The following is a 22373-nucleotide window of genomic DNA, read 5'->3' on the forward strand; positions in this document are numbered from 1 at the left end:
AAATTACTTAGTTCAAAGTCTCTTCAAGGATAAACTCTCTCATTTTTTTAATCGATAGCTCCAATTTCCCGATTTCAGGAGGACCATTCTCAGCTCTATGGTGTATTTGGTTGCGTAAAAAAGTATGAATAGAAACTTCATTTGGATAACCTAACCAAGGATGCTCTTTGGTCTCCCCCTTCTTATTTTGAAAGTACTCTATATCAAATGGTTTAATTTTGTTAGAACTTGCATATTTCTTAAAAAGATGCTCATACAGTTCATTATGGTATTCTTCTGTAGGAAGGCCAAAGGCTACATAGTTCACTTCATTGGCAGAAGTATATTCAAGAACTGATGTTTCAGGAGCAGCAACCTGAACTGAAACATCATTCTTGGTTAGAACTTTAACAAGAACCTGCTCATTTACCATCGCCTGTTTAACAAATAATGGCGAGTGAGTAGTCAGAACAATTTGGGCATCCCTTGAAAATTCAAGTAACAAATCAATAAAGTCGGATTGAAGCTTTGGATGTAGATGCAATTCTGGCTCATCAATTAAGACAATTAATTTCTTATTCTCTTTCTTAGTTAAGTAATAGGAATATAAAAGTGAAAAGATCATTTCGTATCCGGAACCAAGCTGATTCAATGGGATGGTCTGCAAATTATCCCTTTCAGCTCCAAAAAATGCATTCGTAAACGGCTTCCAATTATCAATTAATTTCAATTTAAGTTGATTGTCACTTATTTCCGAGAATTTATTTACCGCCTCAGTCAGACCTTCAGCTACCCCCTTGCTCGTAAATTCTTTCACATTTTTGATGCCTTCATTACAGTCAAAAGGATTGTCATCTTTCTGGAGATACTGAAAATTAAAGTTCTCCATGATTTTATCGAATCTAGTCTCATTAAATGTTCCTTTTTTGGTTTGGAACACCCTGTTTCTATCTAGTATTAAATACTCAATTTCGTTAAATCTTGGACCGGCCCACGGATTACTAACAGACAGCCTTAAATCTGGAGAATTATCTTTAGGTTTCGTTTCACCATCAGCTTTAATAAACTTTTGATCCGTAACTGCTGTAGACGAAAGAAATTGCTTCGACCCTTGTTTTCTTACCCCCCCTTTGAAGGAAAATCCTTTTCCTTTATACTCACCTTTGATAGTGGACTTATAATTGAATTCTTTACTTGTTAAAATCTCAATTTCACAATCATTCTTTGGGTCATTCATGTCATTAATTGAAAATGAATCTGCCTTAAAAGAAACATATGGCAAAGTTAACGCATCCAGCAAAGTAGATTTTCCACAACCGTTTTCACCTACAAAAATACTGAGCCCAGAGCCATTTGTCCTTCCATCAGGAATATTGAAGGTATCAATCGTAAAGATTTCGTTGGGTGGGAACAACTTGTAGTTTGATATATTAATTGACTTTATCATATCACCTCCCTTTCTTTTTCCAGCTCTGCTTTTGTCATCTTTGAAAGAAGCAGCATATTAAAAATACTTAATGCTTGAGATTCATTAGTTAATGATTCTCTGTGCTTAAACAAGCTATTAAAAATATTATCAAAATCTATACAGACAGTCTTATCAGGAAATGGAATTTTGAATTTCTCTAGGTCATCTTTTGTGATTGCTTCTCTCGTTGATCCAGAATCACTAATTCCAATAAGCCGTCTCTTATTTTCTTCAGAACAAAGAGTACTCATCAAATAATTTGAATAACATAAATCTCTTGTTCGGATTATTGCAACATGTTGATTCACTCTTGCAGGTAAAACATTTGTTGGCACTTTTGTACATCTTGCCACTGACGCGCCGGTAATATTGAAAAGGATATCATTTTCTAGCACTTCAACATTTTTAAGTTTTGCAGCTTGTTTAGAGCTAATAAAAGCCAATTCTTTAGCTTCAAAATTATAATCATGAATATTCATGCTTCTAATTAGTGAAATACCTGATTCCCTATAACTTTCCCTACCTCCTCTAGGAGTTGAACCACTTCCAATTTTTGAACATTTGTCACCAAGATTGTAAACTATCCACCCCTCCGGAACTTCCATCCCCAACTCTTCATTCCAAGCCATCTTCCCACCGGAAGACTTATAGGGTTTGCCTTCCAGTTCCAGCTTACCCATTTCTGCGGCCTGTTCCTTGGAGATGGGAAACTCGAACTCAACAAACCAACGTCGATAAATCGCCTGTGCCGTTTCTTCCAGTTTTTGGTTAAGCTGTTCGCTAAGTTTGATACGGTTCACTACCGTGTTGTACTCGGCAACCATTTCGCGCTGCTTTTCAATCGACGGGACAGGGAGTTTCATATTGCAAAAATCTTCCCATTCCAAACTACCACGTACTCCACCCACCGCATAAAAACACGCCTCCCTATCAAACTCTGGTCGGGAAAACCACATCATAAGATATTGTGGAAGAAGTTCGGATTCATCTTTAATTTTAAAAATAGGATAGGCTTGGGAAATAATACCGATTTCATGGTCTTCCAATAGCGCAACCGGAATTTTCTTATCTCTTCGTACCTGCATGATACTGCAGGCGAATTGGCCTTTCCGGATAATTTTATAGTTGGCCATATTGGTACCAACTATGTTTGCAACAGACGGAATAAACTCCTTTGAAATGCTCAACCCAAGTAACAAATCAATGGAGAGATCTTTGTTGCGTTCATCGACCAGGTCTATGTAATCGCCAATTCTTCTATAATTCGATTGCATAGCCCAGCTCTTTAAATACTTTCAACAATTCTTTTTTGGATTGTTCTTCTTGTTTCAATAACTCGGAGAACTCTCCTTGAAGAGCTGCCATTTTTTTATCAAAATCCAGGTACTCGTCCCGGTTTACAAATTCAATGTATTTGCTTGGTACCAGGGAATAATCCTTTGCCCTTACCTCCTCTAATGTGGCTGAATAACAGTATTCTGGTTGGTTTTCATATCCGCTCTCCTCCTGCTGCCAACTGTGGTAGGTTGTGGCGATGTCTTTGATCTGGTGTTCACTAAAGGCCGTAAATTTTTTCTCAAAGGGCACTCCGATTTCCCGTAAATCGAGAAATAAAATCTCCTGCTGTCGGTCACGATATTTTCTGGTGGTGTCGGGCAATTTCAGTGTGCGCTGCTTTTTGTTCTTGTTCAGGATCCATAAGGTTACGCTGATATTGGTGGTATAGAACATATTCTGCGGCAAAATCACTATTGCCTCTACCATGTCATTTTCAATCAGTTTTTTCCGAATTTTGTATTCTTCGCCGCCCCCTGATAATGCCCCATTGGCCAGGATAAACCCGGCGACACCATTTTCAGAAAGTTTTGACACCATGTTGAGTATCCAGGCGTAATTGGCGTTGCTCTTGGGTGGTACCTCATAGCCATTCCAGCGGGGATCATCCGTCAGCTCATCGGCTGCCCGCCAGTCCTTCTGGTTAAAAGGGGGGTTGGCCATAATAAAATCAGCTTTTAAATCCGGATGCTGGTCCCGGGAAAAGGTATTGGCGGGGATATCACCGAGATTGGCGGAAATACCGCGGATAGCCAGGTTCATCTTTGCCAGCTTGTAGGTGGTAGCCGTATATTCCTGGCCGTAAATAGAAACTTCTTTTTTGTTGCCGTGGTGGCTTTCTATGAATTTAACAGATTGCACAAACATACCCCCGGAACCACAGGCCGGATCATAGATCACCCCCTTGTAGGGTTCTATCATTTCGGCAATCAGGTTCACAATGCTTTTGGGGGTATAGAATTCACCTTTGCCTTTGCCTTCCGCCAGGGCGAACTTGCTGAGGAAGTATTCATACACTCTACCTACAATATCGGTTTGTTTATCTTTGATGGTATCGATATTATTAATGGTATCGAGTAGGGCTGCCAGTTTACTGGAATCGAGATTAAGCCGGGAAAAGTAATTGTCCGGCAAAGCACCTTTCAAGGCAGGATTATTCTTCTCCACCGTATGCAGTGCCGTATCAATTTTCAGGGCTATATCGCTTTGCTTGGCATTTTTAATAATAAACGACCAACGGGATTCTTCCGGCAGAAAGAAGACGTTTTTCATATTGTAGAACTCTTTAATCTCTAGGTACTTTTCTTTCCCTTCATCGATGAGTTCTTTTCTGCGTTCTTCAAACTTGTCGCTGGCAAACTTTAGGAAGATCAGCCCGAGGACTACATGTTTGTATTCCGAAGATTCTACGGACCCTCTTAGTTTATTAGCTGAATCCCAAAGTGTTTCTTCTATTGATTTCGTCTTTTTATTGTTTGCGTTTTTAGCCATTTATTGTCGTTTCCATTAATTCGTTTCTAAACTACCAACATTTTAGTAAAGTGTGGACAAAAAAAAGCTTTTTTGCTAGCGAAAAATCAACTATTTGCGGTAAGGCAAGCAAATGGACTGTTCGCCTGTTGTAATTCGCTCTGGGGTATTAACTGGGAGGCTTTTCGTAGTTTTTACTCTACAGCCCCCTAATAAATATGGCCACAAAGAAGGAATATTTCCGATTTTACGGTCCGCCCCGTATTTTTAAAATTTTGTTGCACTTTTCTTAAAAAAAGCCCGGATCTGCCCCGGGACCTTCCACTTAGTTGTGGATGTGCTATCTGAATTACACCACAATGAACTCTTGAGTATTCAGCAGATAATCATTAAATTACCCATCATCGTCATCTCCCAATAATTGAAAATAAACACTTTAGAGACAACCTAGAGTTTGATTTTTTATATAGGTTGTTGCTGCGCACCTTTTAATCTTTTTAAATTTTCTGGACTCGTTCTCTCAAAATTTCCGTTTCTCCATTCGATACTCTTTGAATAAATGTTCTCGGTAAGCTCTTTCCCATAAACATACTTTTTCTCATATTCAACAACTCCGAATAGCCTCATATTTCCTACTTTATACAGCCCAACTATTTGGGGCAATCCACCTGTTCTAGGGTCTTTAATTTCTTTAAGAGTTTTAGACAAACAATGGTAAACTGCTCTACTCGTTCCGTAATTGTTGTGCATGGGGTTATTCCACTCTTCCCAGTGACTATTGAATTCTTTCTCCCCTGATCCTCCAGTGAAGATCGTTGTTGATATTTTTGGCAATTGAATCTCTTTATTTTTCAAAATTTTTTCTTTTCCAAAAGTAGTCTTAAAGAGATTGAATTCTTTATTTACACGTGTTGCATGAAGGATTGTAAAACCATCATTGACCAAATATTCTTTTGGGTATGTATCCAAAGAAGACCTGATATAGTTAAATACCCTTTGATTTTTTGTTCCAGCCCCATCATTTGGTCCAAATAAAATTCCATTATCAATTTGTGGAATGATTTGTCCGAGAATAATTGAGGGGAACAATACATCTCCACAAAACCCAAAAATTTCTGGAAATTTGGATGAACCGAAAACTTTTATTCCTTGGTCAAACTTTTTTGCGCTCCCCCAGGAATATCTGCTGTCGGAGGCGATGTAGATAGATGAGATCTCCTTATAATCTTTTTTTCTATCAACTCCGATCCATGAAATTATCAGGGTCATTTAGTTTTTTTTAAATTTTTTTCCTACGTCCGTGTATGGTGCCGTGTGCCCGCCACTGGCTAAAAGGCGCATAATAGTCAAATCTACAGGTACTTCCAAGGTATCCAAGTAGCACTGCATTCAAAAGATAAAAACTCCTGTGAACTGAGCCTGCCAGAAGTCACAAAAGAATCTCATATGTAGGATCACCCCCGAGTTCCACCGAAGCTGGTAAATTCCCCAGTCCGCACATGCGCCCATACACAATGCTAGGGGGCGTTTACTTTTCGTTAAAAGGATATTCTGGTTTTTACACCTCCGTTTTCTCTGTTATTAATCTCCATCAGCCGATTCAATAATCCTTCTTCATTATCATCAACCCCGTTCAGCCAGTTTTCAAATTCTTGCCTCACTGATGGCGTAAGGGAGTTAAAGTCGAATACTCCATATGTTAAACCGCCATCTATAGTTTCAAAAAACTCCGTCATTAGGTATTTTACACAGTCTTCTACAAGTTCAATTCCCGAATTAATGAAGTCACTACCGAATATCATGTCTTCAGGCATTCGCGAATACGTATGAATATAATTCGAAAGCTCAGTGCAGTATTGTTCCGATTTCTTATAGTCAAACTTGTTGAGAGTTCCGCCATCAAAAATCGCTTTAGTAGCGGCACTTGAGAATGATTGATAACGATATTTCAGTATTTTATATTTCTTGTTCATCTGCTGGATTCCAGCTTTGCCTTTAATTCCATTCAAGAATTTCTCTGTATCTGTTCCAATAGCTGCAATTGCTAAAAGTTTCGAACTCAAGTCGTTCAAATAGGTTTCGAGTTTCAAGGGCTGCATAAATAACTAAGCTTGAATCTGAAAATTTCTTGGCTGAACGAATTAAAAGGTTAATTTGAGCTATTAGCCAATTTGCTTCTATGGATCTTTCATACGGTTTAAACTCTGGCATGGTGGTAATTTATGTGTCCCAACGCAGAGGCTGTGATGAGTGGAACTTAGAAAGCACTATGCTAGACATCTGCACACAGCCACTACAACTAATAAATTTACAAATAGTGGTTGAGTTTCCAAGTATCACCTTAATTTTCTGACTGATAAAACCCAATTCATTCATAGCTAGTGTTTAGGACGTTCTCGATACTGGCATAAAACCTTATTTCATCAATACATCCCCCATCCAATATAGAAGAATATTCTATTCGATTTACGAATTTTATAGGATTCGCTGGAAGAATAAGCCATTCTTTGTCGGTTGATGAGTTTAGCTTTGATTTATCAAATCCAGTTAAGCCAAGAAGGAATTTAGCTACATCGATAATTATTAACCTGCTGATTGGTAATACTTTCGCGTAGAGAGGGTTGGTTGTTTTATATTTCCCTTCATAAACACCAGGTGATAATTCCTTCGCTTCCAAATTGATGGTGTTAATTCTAGTTATCACAAATTCCCAGCCATTATCCCAAGATACCTCCACATAATTCTGCCGTTTCTCGATCACTTGATTTAGCTGGGTATGCATGCCAAATCTAAATGCTGTATTTTCATCTTCTGAAAATGATAAGAAGTGAGTAGTATTCCAGCCTTCATCAACATGACGATTAATTAAATCAATAAGTGGTTTTTCGTCAATTATTCGGCCTTCTCCGCCTTTGTTGAGATTTGTCATTAAATACCCATGAGGGGCAGTAGTTCTTAAATTACGAGTTGAATATTTGTCACTATCTCCACGGTATAAAGGAATGTTCAGCATATCTATTATCTACCTTTTCATATTTAGTGAGTTCCAGAAGCGCCCAGAACGCATTATTTGCCATTCAACTGTACTCCAATCTACCAGGTTTTTTATGCTTTTGAAAGAATATGTTGGCACTTATGCATTTTTTCCTTGGCTTAGGCGGGAGAATTCCCGTTCACCACTTGAATGTTCATCAAATCTATTCCGGCTTCAAGTAAATGGGTGGCAATACTATTCCAGAGTATATTATCCCGTTCTTAACTCCTAGGACTTTCATGGCTTGATTGAATGCGGGGCAAGGCAAAAAAAAAGCCACAGAATTTAATCTGTAGCTCTCTTTAGCTTTTAAAATGAAGGCAGGTAATAAAAAAATCAATCATTTACCCGTACAACATTTTGGCCAACATTTTACCTAACTTATTGACTATCAGTTGCTTCTGCTCCTCCTCTTGGGCTCGAACCAAGGACCCTCTGATTAACAGTCAGATGCTCTAACCAACTGAGCTAAGGAGGAATAGTTGTCGTTTTAGGGCTTTTCCATAAACGAGACGCAAACATAACAGCTTACTTATTTTTTTCCAAATATGGGTGCACGGATTTTTCGTGAATTTTCCGCCAACCCAAACTTAGCTTTCAGTATCAGCGAGTTAATTTACAAAAGGGGAGCGTTTCGTTTCTGTTTTTTGTTCGGCTTTGCACCCCAAGTGTCTTTCGCAGGATTTTTTAAGCATGCCCTTTTTTTTACATGAAAAAAGTATAAATTTGCCCTTCCATTAGGAGAACGAATGGTGACGGCTGTTCGGAAACGTTTCCGTTCGGCTGTCGGGGGTATTGTGCGGATAAGTAGCCCGTTCCGAATTCCAGGAGGTTCCGGGCTGCTAATCCTGACGAGTGAAAGTGATTAGTAATTAATAGATCTCGGGGTGTAGCGCAGTCCGGTAGCGTATCCCGACTGAGGTCGGGAGGGTCTTGGGTTCGAATCCCTGACTAGTTTGAAATAATGAATAGTAATTAATAAATCTCGGGGTGTAGCGCAGTCCGGTAGCGTATCCCGACTGAGGTCGGGAGGGTCGTGGTTACAAATCCCTGACTAGATTGAAATAATGAATAATAATTAATAAATCTCGGGGTGTAGCGCAGTCCGGTAGCGTATCCCGACTGAGGTCGGGAGGGTCGTGGATTCAAATCCCTGACTAGTTTGAAATAATGACTAGTAATTAATAGATCTCGGGGTGTAGCGCAGTCCGGTAGCGTATCCCGATTGAGGTCGGGAGGGTCCTGGGTTCAAATCCCTGACTAGTTTGAAATAATGAATAGTAATTAATAGATCTTGGGGTGTAGCGCAGTCCGGTAGCGTATCCCGACTGAGGTCGGGAGGGTCGTGGGTTCAAAACCCTGACTAAATTGAAATAGTGATTAGTAATTAATAAATCTCGGGGTGTAGCGCAGTCCGGTAGCGTACTTGCATGGGGTGCAAGGGGTCGTGGGTTCAAATCCCGCCACCCCGACGAGAGTTAGGCCAGGCTGGGATTCCAGCCTGGCTTTTTTTTTGAATTTCTTTGTATAAATACTATATTCCCCTTGCCTAAACCGCTTAGCCGTAGGCCAGACCCAGGACCTTGAATCGCGCCTTCAGCGTCATAACTCCGGCCGGAACAAGTCCACCAAAGCAGGTATACCTTGGGTACTGATCCATTTGGAAAAAGTTGCCGATCGGCTAGCGGCAGTAGCCAAAGAAAAACAGATAAAAAACATGGGCAGCAGGCGGGATTTACAACGAATTGACACGTCCGACAGGCCAGACGATTCCGGTAGCGTATCCTGACCCGCGTCGTCGGTTTAAATAGAGCGGAACCTGACCCAAGTCAGGGCAACCCACCAAATAATAGATCCGTCGCGCTATCCTAAAACTGAATTCGATTGTATCATAGAGCGATTTGGTGAGTTTTGATACTTTCGTAGTTGCTTCCGGGCGGTATTGGGGAAAAAATTACCCGAAATCAAGGCTGGTAACAAATTTTTGAAACAGCTTTCAACTGTTTTGTGTCTGGAACGTGCTACCGGCAAGTGGTCTAGCTTTCAAAGGAGAGCCAGACAGAATTGAGCTAACATTCCTGTTTCCGCTAACTTAAACAACTTGAAAAAAATGTTGAAGTTTTTGTCAAAACATTGGGTTGGAATAGTTTCAATGAGCATTTTGTTCATGTGGCTCATGCCTTTTGGTACGTTCAGAATCACTCAATTTGGATTCTATGGTAGCATTGTACTTGCAGTTTGTCTGGAATTTAGCATCAAGTTCTTTCTAAAAAGATACCAAAAGGACTACATGGATTAGACAAAGTAAAGTTCCTATCTCGGCACCCGTTCATTGTGGGCAGGCCGAACTTTTGGGAGATTGTTTTAGGTAAACTAAATGAACAATGAGCGCGATAACGAAAATACTATTCAGCCTTCCTTTTGATATTGTTTGGATGTCGCTGTTGTTTATGTGGCTGATGCCATTCGGCACGTTTGATTATTCACAACTTGAATTTTATTTGTGCATCCTACAGGCCAGCATGGTATCGGTATTAACCCGACTACTGTTAAAGAAATATCAGAAAGACTACAGGGGCAAAATAAAATAGAACCCTGCAAATCCCTTGAATAAAACCCACCTGCTTTGCAAAGCGGGTGGGTTTATTCGCTATTTTGCCGGGACATGTACAGCAACAACGACCATGCATCGATCCCTCTTGCTTCTCGGGCTAACCCTCTGTTTGGCCTGTAAAACCAACAAACCAACCGGTTTGCTTTCCCAAAACCCTTCCCCGATGGAAGAACACATCCGCCCACACGAGCGGGTGGATGGTTCGGGCTTTGATGGGAATAGAGTCCCCCTGACGGGTATTTTCGACAAAGACCCCCTGCTTTTGACACAGAAAGATCCTGCCCTGGATTCGGTCAATCTGCTCATTCATTTTCATGGAAGCGAAAACGTCGTAGCCCATGCGCTGGCAGAAAACGAAGGTTGGGCAGCCGTGGCGGTAAACCTGGGAAACGGTTCAAGTGCCTACGGAACACCGCTGATCGAAGCGGGACGTTTTGACTCCCTGCTTCAGGCAGTCCGGCAGCACCTATCGCCAGGCATTCGCAAACTGTACCTTTCCGGCTTTAGTGCTGGGTACGGTGCCATTCGGGCCATTCTAAAAACAAGCAACTACGACATCATCGATGGCGTTCTCCTATTGGACGGTCTTCATGCCGGTTACATTCCGGCCCGCACACCGCTTTCCATGGGCGGTCGCATCCAAGAGGAAGATCTGGCCGCCTTTGAAAAACTGGCGACCGATGCGGTATCCGGAAAAAAAGCCTTTGTATTCACCCATAGCAGTATTTTTCCCGGTACCTTCGTAAGCACTACCGAAAGCGCAGATTATCTATTGGCGGCTTCGGGTATCTCGCGCAAGCCTGTTCTGAAAGAAGGTCCGCTAGGCATGCAGCAAGTAAGCGAATCAGCGGAAGGAAAACTCAAAATTCTGGCCTTTGCCGGAAATACCGCCCCCGACCACATCGACCACCTGCACGGATTGTACCACTTTATCCGATTGCTTCAATAGCGAATCGGGCCCTTTTCTCCGGATAAAAAAGATCCATGGAAACAGCCCTACTTTCCCGGGAATGCCTTGGCCCCAGCTACATCCATTTTTGACCCCTCTCTTTTTGCTTATTCGAGTGGTAAAACGCTCTTTTGCCGTGACAAAAATCATTTTTTTTAACTCGATTTTATTGTTTAGTTTTAAACGGTACAGGTATAGGTTTGAGCGGCAATTCGTCAGAAAACCCAAGTATGACCAGGAACCATTGCTTGCCGCTCCAGGCTGAGGGTCGTTGGAACGTTCCCCGTCTACGGAACACGCATTGCAAAGGGGAACCCGAAAAAATCGGATCCTTCCTCCCTTTGCAGAAAAACCGCTCCCGAAGTTCATTTTCGTTGACCCCTAAGCACCATGAAAACTACCCTGCATTTGTTTCTTGTCCTGTTTTTCGCCGGTTTTCCCCTGCTTGCCCAGGACCTACCAATTGACCCTTCCTTTCACTACATGGAAAGAGCAGCCGGAACGGGCTTTAGTGGCTCCCTGACCGATATTCAGCCGGTGGAGGATGGCAAACACCTGGTAGCTGGTAATTTTGCTTCCTACAACGGAAAGCCTGCCCGTGGACTAATCCGCTTGCTGCCCGATGGGCTGGCAGACCCAACCTTCCAAACAGGATCGGGCTTTCAAACGACGGGAGGAGAGGATTTTGACGTCAGATCCATACAGGTCCAGGCAGATAGCAAATTGCTGGTTGGCGGGAGGTTTGATACCTACAATAACAGCGAAGCCCGTGGCCTGATCCGCTTGAATCCGGATGGCAGCAGGGACCTATCCTTTTCTACCGGTTCGGGGTTTGATCGGGAGGTAGTAATGATTCTGCTGCAATCCGATGGTAAACTACTGGTATGCGGTCGGTTTACCACCTACCAGGATGAGCCGGTTCCTTCCCTGATTCGCCTGCACACGGATGGATCCCGGGATACTTCGTTTGACGCGCAGGGTATTTCGGAAAACGGGACCCGCTTTTTTGCCCTGCAAGAAGACGGAAAGATCCTGGTAAATTCCGGGAATGATTTTTTTCGTCTGCTTCCGGATGGATCCCTGGATACAAGTTTTCAACTACCAGCGCCCTTTGGACAAGAATACTCAGATCCTGACTACGGAACGATACAGCATAAATTCGACGTATACTCCATTCTTTTGGAAGAAAATGGAAAAATCTGGCTGAGCGGGTTGATGCAGAAAAGCCTACGAGGAATGGTGTCGCAATTGCGCTTGCTTCCAAGTGGCGCGGTAGACGAATCCTTTTATTCCCCGGACGAAGAAATCGGCTTTAGCGACCTGCGCCCGCATTATTTTGTGAAAGGTGAAGATGAAGACGACTTGGTCTATACGTCAAGAAGCCCTTATGGCAGCATGGTGCGGCAACTACAACGCCTATTACCGGATGGCAGGCAAGACGGGAGTTTTACCTATCCGAAAGATATTCCTGCGGAAGAATTGCAATCTTTGGGGACCCTGCTGGCGGTTCAGACGGATGGCCGGTTACTGGTAAGCGGAATCAGGAACGAACAAACCGTTATTTTTCGTTTTTTGAAAGACGGATCCTTGGACCGAAGCTATAATCCCCTGCCGGAATTTAACCGGGAGGTTCATTCCCTGACCTTTCAGCCGGATGGAAAGCTCCTGGTTGCCGGAGAATTCAGTCAGTATAACGGCAGCACGGCCAATGGCCTTGCCCGCATACATCCCGATGGCCGATTGGATAACACCTTTGATGCGGGGGAGGGCCTGGACTTTTCGTTTTACCAACCAAGCCTCACGCTCCTTCCCCAGGAAGATGGCAAAATCCTCCTCGTAGGAAATTTCATCGCTTACGATCAATCGGCCGCCGGAGGAATTATTCGCTTGCTTGCTGACGGCAGGCCGGATAGTGGATTTCATACAGGAACCGGATTCAGCGCCGGAGCCAGCCTCCCTGCGGTTAGGCAAAAGGACGGAAAGGTGCTTGTCGCTGCCCGGTTTTTTAACGGCGAACCGGTCCCTGGTTTGATCCGGCTAAACAACGATGGCTCTAAAGACCCCTCTTTAGCTATTGGGACTGGATTTAATGGAGCAATTGTTGCGATGGCAATGGCACCCGGAAACAAAGTTGTGCTGGCCGGAACGTTCACTTCGGTCAACGGAAGTCCGGTCAATGGGCTCGCTCGTCTGAATCCGGATGGCAGCCTGGATGCCTCCTTTAGGGCCAGCGAACAGCTGCACATTCGTCCCGAAAGGCTCCTGGTGCGAAACGACGGCAGAATCTTGCTGGCAGGCTTAGACGGGACCACCGGCACCGAATCCATTCTGGTCCGCCTAAACGCGGACGGCTCGCTTGACCCGGGGTTTAAGTCCGGAGTACCTGCCAGTCAACGCTTAGGTCCCCTCACGCTGCAACCGGACGGAAAGGTTCTACTGGCCCTGGGAAAATACGCTCCACCGAACATACTGACCCGTTTAATGCCAGACGGAAGTGTGGACCCTACCTTCAAAATGGCCTACCGATTTTCTGGTGAAATTCAGACGATGACGATCTATTCGAGAGGAAATCTGCTGGCAGGAGGTTCTTTCACGGCATTCCAAGATGAAAACGTCTACCGACTTGCACAAATTCCGGACATATCAAACGAGCCCACGCCCCCGGAAACTATCTTCCGGATCAATGCCGGAGGGCCCACGATTCGGTATGGACAAGACATATGGCTGGCCGATACCCATTTTTCTGGCGGAAACACCTACCGCAACCGGGTTCCCATTTCCAATACTAACAACGATGCGGTGTACCAAAGCGAACGAAACGGTATTTTCAGCTATGAAATTCCAGTCCCGGGACCGGGACCCTATACGCTCGAACTGCATTTTGCGGAAATTTACTGGGAGCGATCCGGGGCACGCTTGTTTGACCTCAACGTAGAAAACAACCCATTTCGAACGAATATCGATTTGGTCAAAGATACCGGTTTAAAAAAGGCCAGCCTGATACGGATCGAAAACCTTCAGGTAAACGACGGTCACCTGAGTCTGGAACTGATTAGCCGGAAGGACCGGGCTAAAATTTCGGGTATTGCCCTTTTCAAACAAGCTCAAACGGAAACTCCCCGAGAAATTCGGATCAATGCGGGAGGCGATGCGCTTTACTACCTGGGCGAGGAATGGCTCTCCGATCGGTATTACCAGGGCGGGAAAACGTATACAGATGCATCCAAGCCCATAAGCGCCACCGAAAGGGACGAGTTGCACCATTCCGAGCGGTATGGAGAATTCAGCTACCGCATCCCGGTTCCAAAAGCCGGACGGTATTTTCTGGAGCTTCACTTTTCAGAAATCTTTTGGGAAAAAGAAGGAGAAAGGGTATTTGACGTACGGATGGAAAACGGGCAGGAAAAACTGGAAAATATCGATTTGATCAAGCTTATCGGAGAACCAAATCGTGCCTACATGCAGCAAGGAGGGACCTTTGAAATCTTAGACGGGGCATTGGATTTGGAGTTTGTCCCCAAAGTGAATGAGGCGAAACTCGCCGGATTACGCCTGGCAATGGTTCCGCCGGATACCAAGGCCCCGGTAATTACACAACCGGAAGACCTGACCCTGTTTGAAGGGGAAAAATGGAGCTATCAGGTGGACGCACATGCTCCGACGGATGGAACGATCCTCCAGTATTATGCAGAAGGGCTCCCCGAATCCGTAAGCCTGGATCAAGATACCGGTGAAATCAATGGAGTCTTTCCATCGCCCGGTAGTTACAGGGTAGCCCTCAAAGTGACCGATCAGGAAGGGTTGGCCGGCTATACCGACTTCAGCATTACGGTCCATCCGCTGACCGTGGTATCCCGGATCAACGCCGGTGGGCATTCCTTACAATTGGGTGCGGAACAGTGGCACGCTAACCGGATCCATCCAACGGGTAGCATTTATTCTACTACTTCCCCCATTTCAAATACCGAACGGGACACGGTGTATCAGTCTGAACGAAACGGAGACTTTTCCTACGAAATCAAGGTGCCTGCAAAGGGATTGTATACAGTGGAACTTCATTTTGCAGAAATTCATTGGAACCGGGAAAATGCCCGGCTCTTCCGGTACCAATTGGAAAACGAACCCCTAAGCGACATCATTGACCTGTACAAAATCTCCGGAGGGGCTAACCGAGCCTATCAACAACGACTTTCCGATGTGCAAGTAGTGGACGGATACCTTAGTCTTGAGATGATTTCGGTAAAAGACCGGGCCAAACTCTCGGGCATCGTGGTCTACCGGCAGGGCACCCTTGCTTCGGCGGCCAGGATGGCTACGGAATCCCAATGGGCCCAACCGCAGGTATTCAAAGCGCCAAAAAGCAACGACGCGATAAATGACAGTAAGCTGTATCCAAACCCAGCCAGAGGGGAGCTCAATCTGGAATTTGAACCAACAGTGCCCGGGGTTTGGCAATTTTCGCTGGTCAATTCTCTGGGAGTTTCTACTCACCTGGACAGACTAAATCTGGAACAGGGCAGGTACCACCTGAAGTTTGACCTTTCAGGATACCGCTTAGGTGCAGGCACCTACTACTTAAGAATGGAGAGTGAAAAGGAAGCATCCAGAGTGGTGCGCGTAATCATTCACTAAGTACGCGAAAATGAAACTCCATGGATAAGGCAGGGGGTGAAAGCCCCCTCCCTTTGTGCAAGTATGCAACTGGCTCGATTCGAATTTGAAATCGACCGTGCAAAAACACAGTCCTACGCTAATGTAGCTCCGGGGGGCAGGTTTCCGGGCAATTGCCTCCGGTTTTCCTTCCAGGTATCCTGGGAAAAATCGTTCCCATTTACGGGGAGTTCCTTTTTTTGATCAGGCAGATAATTGCTGTAACGGACCGATCAGCAACTTTATTCGAAGACATTGAATGCCCATCCAACATCCGTTATTCGTAGTTTGTGCCGCGACCGATTCCCGGCTTTGATCCCTGATCCGAATTTTTTTCGATGGCTTGTCCACAGCTGGGGCAGGTCCTGCTATTTTGCTTCACTTGCGCTATTTCATTGGAAAACCCCGCAGCAAAGATCCCTGCCGGCAACGCAAAAAGACCGATTCCGATGATGGCGATGATGCCACCTAATAACCGCCCCAACGGAGTAATTGGGTACACATCTCCGTACCCTACGGAAGTCAACGTGATGACACCCCACCACATGGTTTCCGGGATACTGGAGAATTTGTCCGGCTGCGCATTGTTCTCCACATAATACATAAAGGTAGAGGCAACGATCAAAAGAAAACCCGTGAGAATAAAAGAAACGACAAATTCTTCCTTTTTCTTGACTATGACTCGATTGATCAGATCAAGTGCTGCTAAGTACCGTGTAATTTTAAGTAATCGAAAAATCCGAAAGACTCTGAGAAATCGTAACAAACGTAAATCCATTCCAAAGAATGGAAGAAAAAATGGAAGAACAGCCAGAAGATCAAAGATCGCAAGCGGGGTAAGCGCATAGTTGATATTCCCTATAATCGGCCTTTGGTAGCGGGGATTCAGGTTTGCCGTCCAAATACGGAGCAGGTACTCGATCGTAAATACGACTATCGAGAAATATTCAAATAGCAAAAAATACATTCTGAACTTTACCCGGATAGGCTCCATGGAGACTAAAATTACCGCTGCCACATTTAGTAGAATAAGCGTAACAAGGAATGCGTCAACGTACCAACTTAGGTCACCGGTAGTCTTCGAAACTGACAACAGTTTGTATACACGCCTTTTCATAGCTTTTCCTTTTTTACATTCGTTGAACAAAGGGAAAAGTAAGCATTTTGCGACAACTTTCTACAAAATCAACGATCCGATATAACCCTCACCGCGCTTTGATTGAAAAAATCCATCCGATTCGCTTCAAGAAACCGGTTTTTCGGCGGGAACAAAAGAAGCGAAGGTCTGGTCCGGTCATCTGCTCCCAAAGAGAAACTAGCGCTGCACGGATCCGTTTAATCCGCAAGTCGGATCCGACACAAACGGAGTAGCAAATCAATGTAATCCCTGAAACTCCCTGTACCGGTCAATGCCAGGTCACTTGCTTGTGTTGGAAAAAAGAGAATTCTACCGACCAGAAAATCTTCGGAGAAATCGTAGCCTTTTTTGAGTTGATAATTACCTGAGGGTAAGCAGGAGCATGTCTTTCAGCATTGACTCCGTCAATACTCATGCTACGGCGCGCGAAGGACCTCCTATTCCAGGGTAAAAAAAGGAGAAACGCTACTTCCAAAAGTAGCCTTAATAACCTGTATAGGCATAGCGTTTGGAATTTTTGTGAAACAAAAATCCCCGTTTGCGCGACGTATTGGCCGATTTTGCCAAAAATTGTACCAGGAGCGGTACTACATTTTTTCATGTAACTATCTGTTTTTCAGATTGATAAATATCGTTCGTAGAACATTACCCGTTTTTTTGATCGAGTTTCCCCAGCAAAAGCTTGTTGTGCTCTTCCAATAACTCAATGTATTTCTTCTGCCACAACTCCTTCTCTTTGATGCATTTCGCCAGGTCACTACTGCTATAGATTTCCTTCTCCTCTAGTGAAAACCCGTATTCGGTCAACATCTCCGGAAACTCCTTCGAAAAATCGTGGCCTATTGCACGGCCGTATTTGTGGATAATGTCAAAGCTCAGGTCATCCTTTTCAAAATGCCTGTAGGCACTGGATGGGTGATAGGAAGCCTTCTTCGCAATCGCCAGTATGCTGACCGCATGCTCCTTGGCATACTCGTCTAGCTTTTTTCTGAGTATTTCTCCCCTGTGATTTTGCATATAAACAAAGTTGGGGATTATTTTTTTCTCATTTTGAGATGAAAAATATTGCATTACTATCTATTATGTCGCATATTTACCGCATAGTTATAGCACTTTAAGAAAACATGCAATACCAAAAAACCAGTATGCTATCCAAAAAGGAGTTGAAAAAGCTAAAAAAGAAGATGCCCTACGGCTACTTCTCCCAGATAGAAAAGCGGGTAAACGTATCAAAAAGGACCATTACCTACTTCTTTTCTGAAAAAGAACACCGCTATAACCTGGAAGTGCATCAGGCTGCGCTGGATGTGATTGAAAACTATCAGCAATCGCTTAACGAGATAAAAACGCGACAAAATTCAATTCTAAATGAGAAATAAAGCTTTCATCTCAAAAATGAAGACCTGTGTCTCGGGAAAATTACCCGCTGGAATCGTCGATCAAAACGTCGAATTCTTCGCAAAAGGCGAAAACGTTTTCGCAATCGTGCAATCCCAAATGCTCCCTCCGGCTGAATGGCCTTCCTGGCTCAAAGAATCGATTCTCGATGACATGCAAAAGCACCCCGCGGCAGTACAGGCCCTGGTGGACGCTGATTTTGTGACCGAAGAGGAAATGATGGTCCAGTACATCAAGTGCCGGTACTCGGCGCTGGACAATCAACCCGATATGATCGAAGGACGGCTGCAGGATACCGAATACGTGGACTGCAGTCTGCGCGGATCCTGCCCGTACGAAGGGCGGCTCTGCGAATTGCTGGCCGCCCCCCACGGCATTCTTACCCGCCGGGAGATCGACGTGCTCAAACTCATTCCCGAGGGAATGCTGGACAAAGAGATCGCAGACACCCTGGGCATATCCGTGCTCACCGTCGGTGTCTACATGAAAAACCTCAGAGAAAAAACTGGCTATAAAAATAAAGCCGAACTGGTTCGCTTCGCTTTCGAAAAGAACCTGATATGACATTACCGGAAAGTTCATTCCTCGTTTGTGCGACAACCCTCCGGAACCGGCCCGGTACCGGTTCCGGAATTTAAACACTACCCCATGAACCCATTCAAACTCCTACTCGACCACAACATCGCCCGGATCAAAAAGAAGTACTGGACCGAACAGGCCCAGGGACTGAAGGGCATCTTCGAGCCGGCCAACCGGCTGCATGCCCACAACTGGATCCGGAGGGAAATCGCCATCCGCACCAACCTGTACGAAGTGATGGATCAAAAGATCCCAACCGACGAACTCTATAAAGCCCTTGACTATGAGCCCACGAATCGCGCTTAGAGACTACGAGGAACTGCTGGACTTTGCCCGGCAGGAACTTCGCGAAAGCCAGCAGCAACTCGTGCACCTGCGCCAGCAGGGAGCAGAGCCCGCCAGGCTGGAACAATTGGAAAACGAAATCGACCTGCTGCACAAAGCAGTGGACCGCTATCAAGTCAAAATCAAAGTCCTGCAACATGCCCTACGAGAAAGTGAAAATCAGTCCTAAAGTCCGCCATGAAAACATCCCCTGTACCTCAGACCATTTCGAAAAGTACCTCCAGGGCAAAGCCCTTCCGATCGTCTACCGGGGCAAAGGAGCGTACATCCGCGTACGTGACGCTGCCGGGGAGGAATGGGGACTCTTTCCCCGCCAGTATGACCGCAGCCAGTAGGCGGCATAGAATGTACCAACGCCGGTACTACCTTATCCGCAGGCTGCGCGGCATGGGCTACCGCATCGAGACGGAAAGGCGATGCATCCATACGCCCTACAGCTCGGTGAACGAGATCCCCCCGCCGGACCGGTACTACGTCCGGCAACTCCTTAAACTCGGTTTTCAGCAAGAACTCACGCTTTTTTAATGTACATCGAACAGCAAAAGATACTCGACGGGACCGATGGCGGTCTCAAGATCATCCTGCACTACTACCCCCAGGCAGAGAAAGCCCTGCAGCGCAAGGGCGCCAAGTTCAAGCTGCGCGCCAGCGAAAAGACCGCCTCTGCCACGCTGAAGCAGCTCACGGATGGCAACTGGGTGGTGACCGACTTTGGCGGGGATCAGAAGCCAAAGAATGGCATCCTGGTAGCCATGGAGGAGGAGGGACTGGACTTCAAGGAAGCCCTGGAGCTGCTGGCCTCCCGATACGGCATCCAGGGACAAGAGCCACCGGAGATCCTGAAGCCGGAGATCAGCACCCGGGAGGCCCGGCCCGAAGAGAACGAGGGGGAATGGTACTTTGAGGTACGGGAGGGATTCACGGAACTGGATGTGACCACCGTCCTCGCGGAAAAGGCCATCCCCTACAAAAAGGACGAACAGGGGCAAAAACAAATCGATTGGGAGAAAATCGAGCGGATCTTCACGCGCTACCGCTTTCATTCCCTGCTGAGCTATTCGATTGTGAAAAACCGGAAGGTAATCACCATCGCGGCCACCGACCGGTACCCGATTTTTATGTGGGACGAAGGCTCTTTCAAGAAGATCTACCAGCCCCTCAGTCCGGATAAAGGCCGGCGCTTTATGTACTACGGCAAGCGTGACAAGGATTTTTTGCACGGCCTGGCGGAGTGCCACCTGGCTTTCGAATCCCTGCAGGAAGGGGAGGACATCGATGAGGAGACCGGCGAGGTCCGCTCCAAAAAGAAAAAGAAACTGCCTGAGATCGTCTACTGCAGCGGCGGGTCGGACGGCATGAACCTGGCCATGATCGGTTACCAGGTAGTTTGGCCCAATAGCGAAACGGCCAAGCTCTCCGACAGGCAATTCAAGACTCTGGCAAAGCTGGCAGACAAGGTGATGAACATGCCGGACATCGATCATACCGGCCTGAGGGAAGCGCATCGCCTGGCCATGGAGCACCTGGACCTGTACAACATCGTACTACCGGCCGAGCTGCGGGAGCGTCCGGACAAACGGGGCAATCCCTCCAAGGACGTACGCGACTACCTGAAGTACCATACCTACTACGATTTCAAGCAGCTGGTCAAAACGGCCCTGCCGTACCGCTTTTGGGATGAGATTTACTACGAAGACAAGGCCGGCAACTGGCGATCGAAGTTTGAAGTAAAGAACACCCGCCTTTACAATTTCCTCACCAAAAACGGCTTCTACCGCCTGCAGAACAAAAACGAAAAGCAGGGTTTTATCTACATCCAGATCAAAGACAACATCGTCCGGGAGATTGAGGTAAACGAGGTCAAAACCCACGTGCACCGCTTCCTGGAAGAGCAATACGTGGACGAAGACCTGCGGGATGTATTCTTTCGCAGCACCCAGCTCAAGGAAGCCTCCATGTCCAACCTGCCCATGACGGAGGTGGACTTTTCGGACTTCGACCGGGACCGGCAGTTTTTCTTTTTCGAAAACAAAACCGTGGAAGTCAGCAAGTCCGGCATTCGGGTGCACAAGCTGGGGGAGATCAAGCGCTATGTCTGGGAGGACGAGGTGATCAAGCACCGGTACCAGGAGCAGGAGCCTCATTTCCAGATCAGCAAAAACGAGGATGGCGACTGGCACATCGATATCCTGAAAAAGGACAATATCTTCCTGAACTTCCTCATCAATACCAGCCGCACCCACTGGCGCACGGAGCTCGAGGACAACCTGGACGCCCTCAGCCCGGAGGAGCAGGCGGCCTACAAGAAAAAGCACCTGTTCGATATCGCCGGGGCCAACCTCTCTGCAGAGGAGATCCGGGAGCAGATGCACCAGCTGGTCAATAAGATCTACGTCCTGGGCTACCTGCTGCACCGGTACAAGGACCCTTCCCGGCCCTGGGCCATCTGGACCATGGACCACCGGATCAGTGACGAGGGCGAAAGCCACGGGGGATCGGGCAAGTCCATCGCCATGGGCGCGGTCAGCCGGTTTATGAAGTCGGTCACGCTCCGGGGAAGGGATCCCAAGATGACCGAAAACCCGCACATGTACGACCGGGTGACCATCCACACGGACTACATCCTGGTGGACGATGCCAATCAGTACCTGAAGTTCGACGTGTTTTTCTCCGATATCACGGGCAATATGATCGTGAATCCCAAAAACAACAAGTCCTACGAAATCCCCTACGAGGAGTCGCCCAAGTTTGCCTTCAGCTCCAATTTCCCCCTGCGCAATATCGACAGTTCCGTGCTGCGGCGGGTGCTGTACTGTGTCTTTTCGGACTACTACCACGAAAACAAAGACGGCTACTTCCGGGAGAGCCGCAATCCCCGGGAGGAGTTCGGCAAGAACATCCTGGGGCCGGACTATACCGAGGACGACTGGAACGACTTCTACAACTTCATGATCCAGTGCTGCCGGTTTTACCTGAACCACGGCAAGATCGATCCACCCATGGAAAACGTCGAGAAGCGCAATTTACTCAGCGAAATGGGCACGGCCTTCCACGAATGGGCGGATACCTACTTCAGCGACCGGATGAATGCCGACGTGGTCAAAAAATACGCCATGGAGGACTTTATCCGCAGTACCAATACCAAGTGGACCTCCCAGAAATTCACCAAAGCCCTGCGCGCCTGGGCACGGTACTACGGCTACGAGCTCGATCCGGAGGAATTCAAAAACAGCTCCGGCCGCATCATCCGCAAGATCCAGGAGGACGGCCATCCGACCTCCGTAGAGATGATCTACATCCGTACTACGCAGGCCCCTGCTCCGCCTGCAAGCGAAGAAAAGATTCCCACCACACCCGGCAACGAGAAGCTGGTACCCGGTGGGCAAACCGACGCCTTTTCAAACTTCTGATGGA

At 46.1% G+C, this 22373-nt stretch carries 17 protein-coding genes and 2 tRNA genes; 10 read left to right on the forward strand and 9 right to left on the reverse strand.

From position 1 onward, the window contains the following. Window positions 1-7: 7 nt before the first annotated feature. The 7 genes from ABWH99_RS23655 to ABWH99_RS23685 form a co-directional block, all read right to left on the reverse strand. Window positions 8-1426, reverse strand: a complete 1419-nt coding sequence (locus ABWH99_RS23655) for an AAA family ATPase (RefSeq protein ID WP_375584234.1) — start codon at window positions 1424-1426, stop codon at window positions 8-10. Next, the gene (locus ABWH99_RS23660; protein ID WP_375584235.1) at window positions 1423-2721 is read right to left on the reverse strand and encodes a restriction endonuclease subunit S; all 1299 of its coding nucleotides are present in this window, start codon (window positions 2719-2721) and stop codon (window positions 1423-1425) included. The genes ABWH99_RS23655 and ABWH99_RS23660 overlap by 4 nt, the downstream gene beginning before the upstream one ends. Continuing rightward, entirely contained in the window at window positions 2705-4273 is a 1569-nt protein-coding gene (locus tag ABWH99_RS23665) for an N-6 DNA methylase (RefSeq protein WP_375584236.1), read from the reverse strand. The genes ABWH99_RS23660 and ABWH99_RS23665 overlap by 17 nt, the downstream gene beginning before the upstream one ends. 441 nt (window positions 4274-4714) lie before the next feature. After that, entirely contained in the window at window positions 4715-5521 is an 807-nt protein-coding gene (locus ABWH99_RS23670) for a hypothetical protein (protein ID WP_375584237.1), read from the reverse strand. Between the two features lie 269 nt (window positions 5522-5790). Then, window positions 5791-6315: a hypothetical protein gene (locus ABWH99_RS23675; RefSeq protein WP_375584238.1), complete on the reverse strand. Its 525-nt coding sequence runs from the start codon at window positions 6313-6315 to the stop codon at window positions 5791-5793. Between the two features lie 305 nt (window positions 6316-6620). Further along, window positions 6621-7265: a hypothetical protein gene (locus tag ABWH99_RS23680; RefSeq protein ID WP_375584239.1), complete on the reverse strand. Its 645-nt coding sequence runs from the start codon at window positions 7263-7265 to the stop codon at window positions 6621-6623. Between the two features lie 425 nt (window positions 7266-7690). Beyond that, a tRNA-Asn gene (locus tag ABWH99_RS23685) sits at window positions 7691-7764 on the reverse strand. Window positions 7765-8684: 920 nt separating this feature from the next. Between ABWH99_RS23685 and ABWH99_RS23690 the strand changes: the two genes are divergently transcribed. From ABWH99_RS23690 to ABWH99_RS23705, 4 genes are all read left to right on the forward strand, one after another. Then, a tRNA-Pro gene (locus ABWH99_RS23690) sits at window positions 8685-8758 on the forward strand. Window positions 8759-8817: 59 nt separating this feature from the next. Next, window positions 8818-9075, forward strand: coding sequence for a GIY-YIG nuclease family protein (locus ABWH99_RS23695; protein ID WP_375586617.1), 258 nt, complete (start codon window positions 8818-8820; stop codon window positions 9073-9075). Window positions 9076-10063: 988 nt separating this feature from the next. Next, on the forward strand, window positions 10064-10849 hold the full coding sequence (locus ABWH99_RS23700; protein ID WP_375584240.1) for a hypothetical protein: 786 nt from the start codon (window positions 10064-10066) through the stop codon (window positions 10847-10849). A 390-nt stretch (window positions 10850-11239) separates the two neighbouring features. Continuing rightward, the gene (locus ABWH99_RS23705; protein WP_375584241.1) at window positions 11240-15481 is read left to right on the forward strand and encodes a malectin domain-containing carbohydrate-binding protein; all 4242 of its coding nucleotides are present in this window, start codon (window positions 11240-11242) and stop codon (window positions 15479-15481) included. A 295-nt stretch (window positions 15482-15776) separates the two neighbouring features. Here the strand turns inward: ABWH99_RS23705 and ABWH99_RS23710 are convergent, their stop codons facing one another. Together ABWH99_RS23710 and ABWH99_RS23715 are read right to left on the reverse strand one after the other, a co-directional pair. Continuing rightward, on the reverse strand, window positions 15777-16616 hold the full coding sequence (locus ABWH99_RS23710) for an ion transporter (protein WP_375584242.1): 840 nt from the start codon (window positions 16614-16616) through the stop codon (window positions 15777-15779). Window positions 16617-17282: 666 nt separating this feature from the next. Then, entirely contained in the window at window positions 17283-17654 is a 372-nt protein-coding gene (locus tag ABWH99_RS23715; RefSeq protein WP_375584243.1) for a hypothetical protein, read from the reverse strand. Window positions 17655-17761: 107 nt separating this feature from the next. Between ABWH99_RS23715 and ABWH99_RS23720 the strand changes: the two genes are divergently transcribed. The 6 genes from ABWH99_RS23720 (at window position 17762) to ABWH99_RS23745 (ending at window position 22369) form a co-directional block, all read left to right on the forward strand. Then, complete coding sequence (locus ABWH99_RS23720; RefSeq protein WP_375584244.1) at window positions 17762-18016, forward strand: hypothetical protein; 255 nt, start codon at window positions 17762-17764, stop codon at window positions 18014-18016. Further along, a complete protein-coding gene (locus ABWH99_RS23725; RefSeq protein ID WP_375584245.1) occupies window positions 18006-18599 on the forward strand; it encodes a response regulator transcription factor in 594 nt (197 codons plus the stop codon). Before ABWH99_RS23720 ends, ABWH99_RS23725 begins: the two co-directional genes overlap by 11 nt. A gap of 84 nt (window positions 18600-18683) precedes the next feature. Further along, window positions 18684-18920: a hypothetical protein gene (locus ABWH99_RS23730; RefSeq protein ID WP_375584246.1), complete on the forward strand. Its 237-nt coding sequence runs from the start codon at window positions 18684-18686 to the stop codon at window positions 18918-18920. Continuing rightward, window positions 18898-19128, forward strand: a complete 231-nt coding sequence (locus ABWH99_RS23735) for a hypothetical protein (RefSeq protein WP_375584247.1) — start codon at window positions 18898-18900, stop codon at window positions 19126-19128. Before ABWH99_RS23730 ends, ABWH99_RS23735 begins: the two co-directional genes overlap by 23 nt. An 8-nt stretch (window positions 19129-19136) precedes the next feature. Then, a complete protein-coding gene (locus tag ABWH99_RS23740) occupies window positions 19137-19484 on the forward strand; it encodes a hypothetical protein (RefSeq protein WP_375584248.1) in 348 nt (115 codons plus the stop codon). Beyond that, window positions 19484-22369 carry a hypothetical protein gene (locus tag ABWH99_RS23745; protein WP_375584249.1) on the forward strand — a complete coding sequence of 962 codons (2886 nt, stop codon included), beginning with the start codon at window positions 19484-19486 and terminating at the stop codon, window positions 22367-22369. Before ABWH99_RS23740 ends, ABWH99_RS23745 begins: the two co-directional genes overlap by 1 nt. Window positions 22370-22373: the final 4 nt, after the last annotated feature.

It is taken from the genome of Cyclobacterium xiamenense, assembly GCF_042140265.1.
In the GTDB taxonomy this organism is placed as follows: Bacteria; Bacteroidota; Bacteroidia; order Cytophagales; family Cyclobacteriaceae; genus Cyclobacterium; species Cyclobacterium xiamenense_A.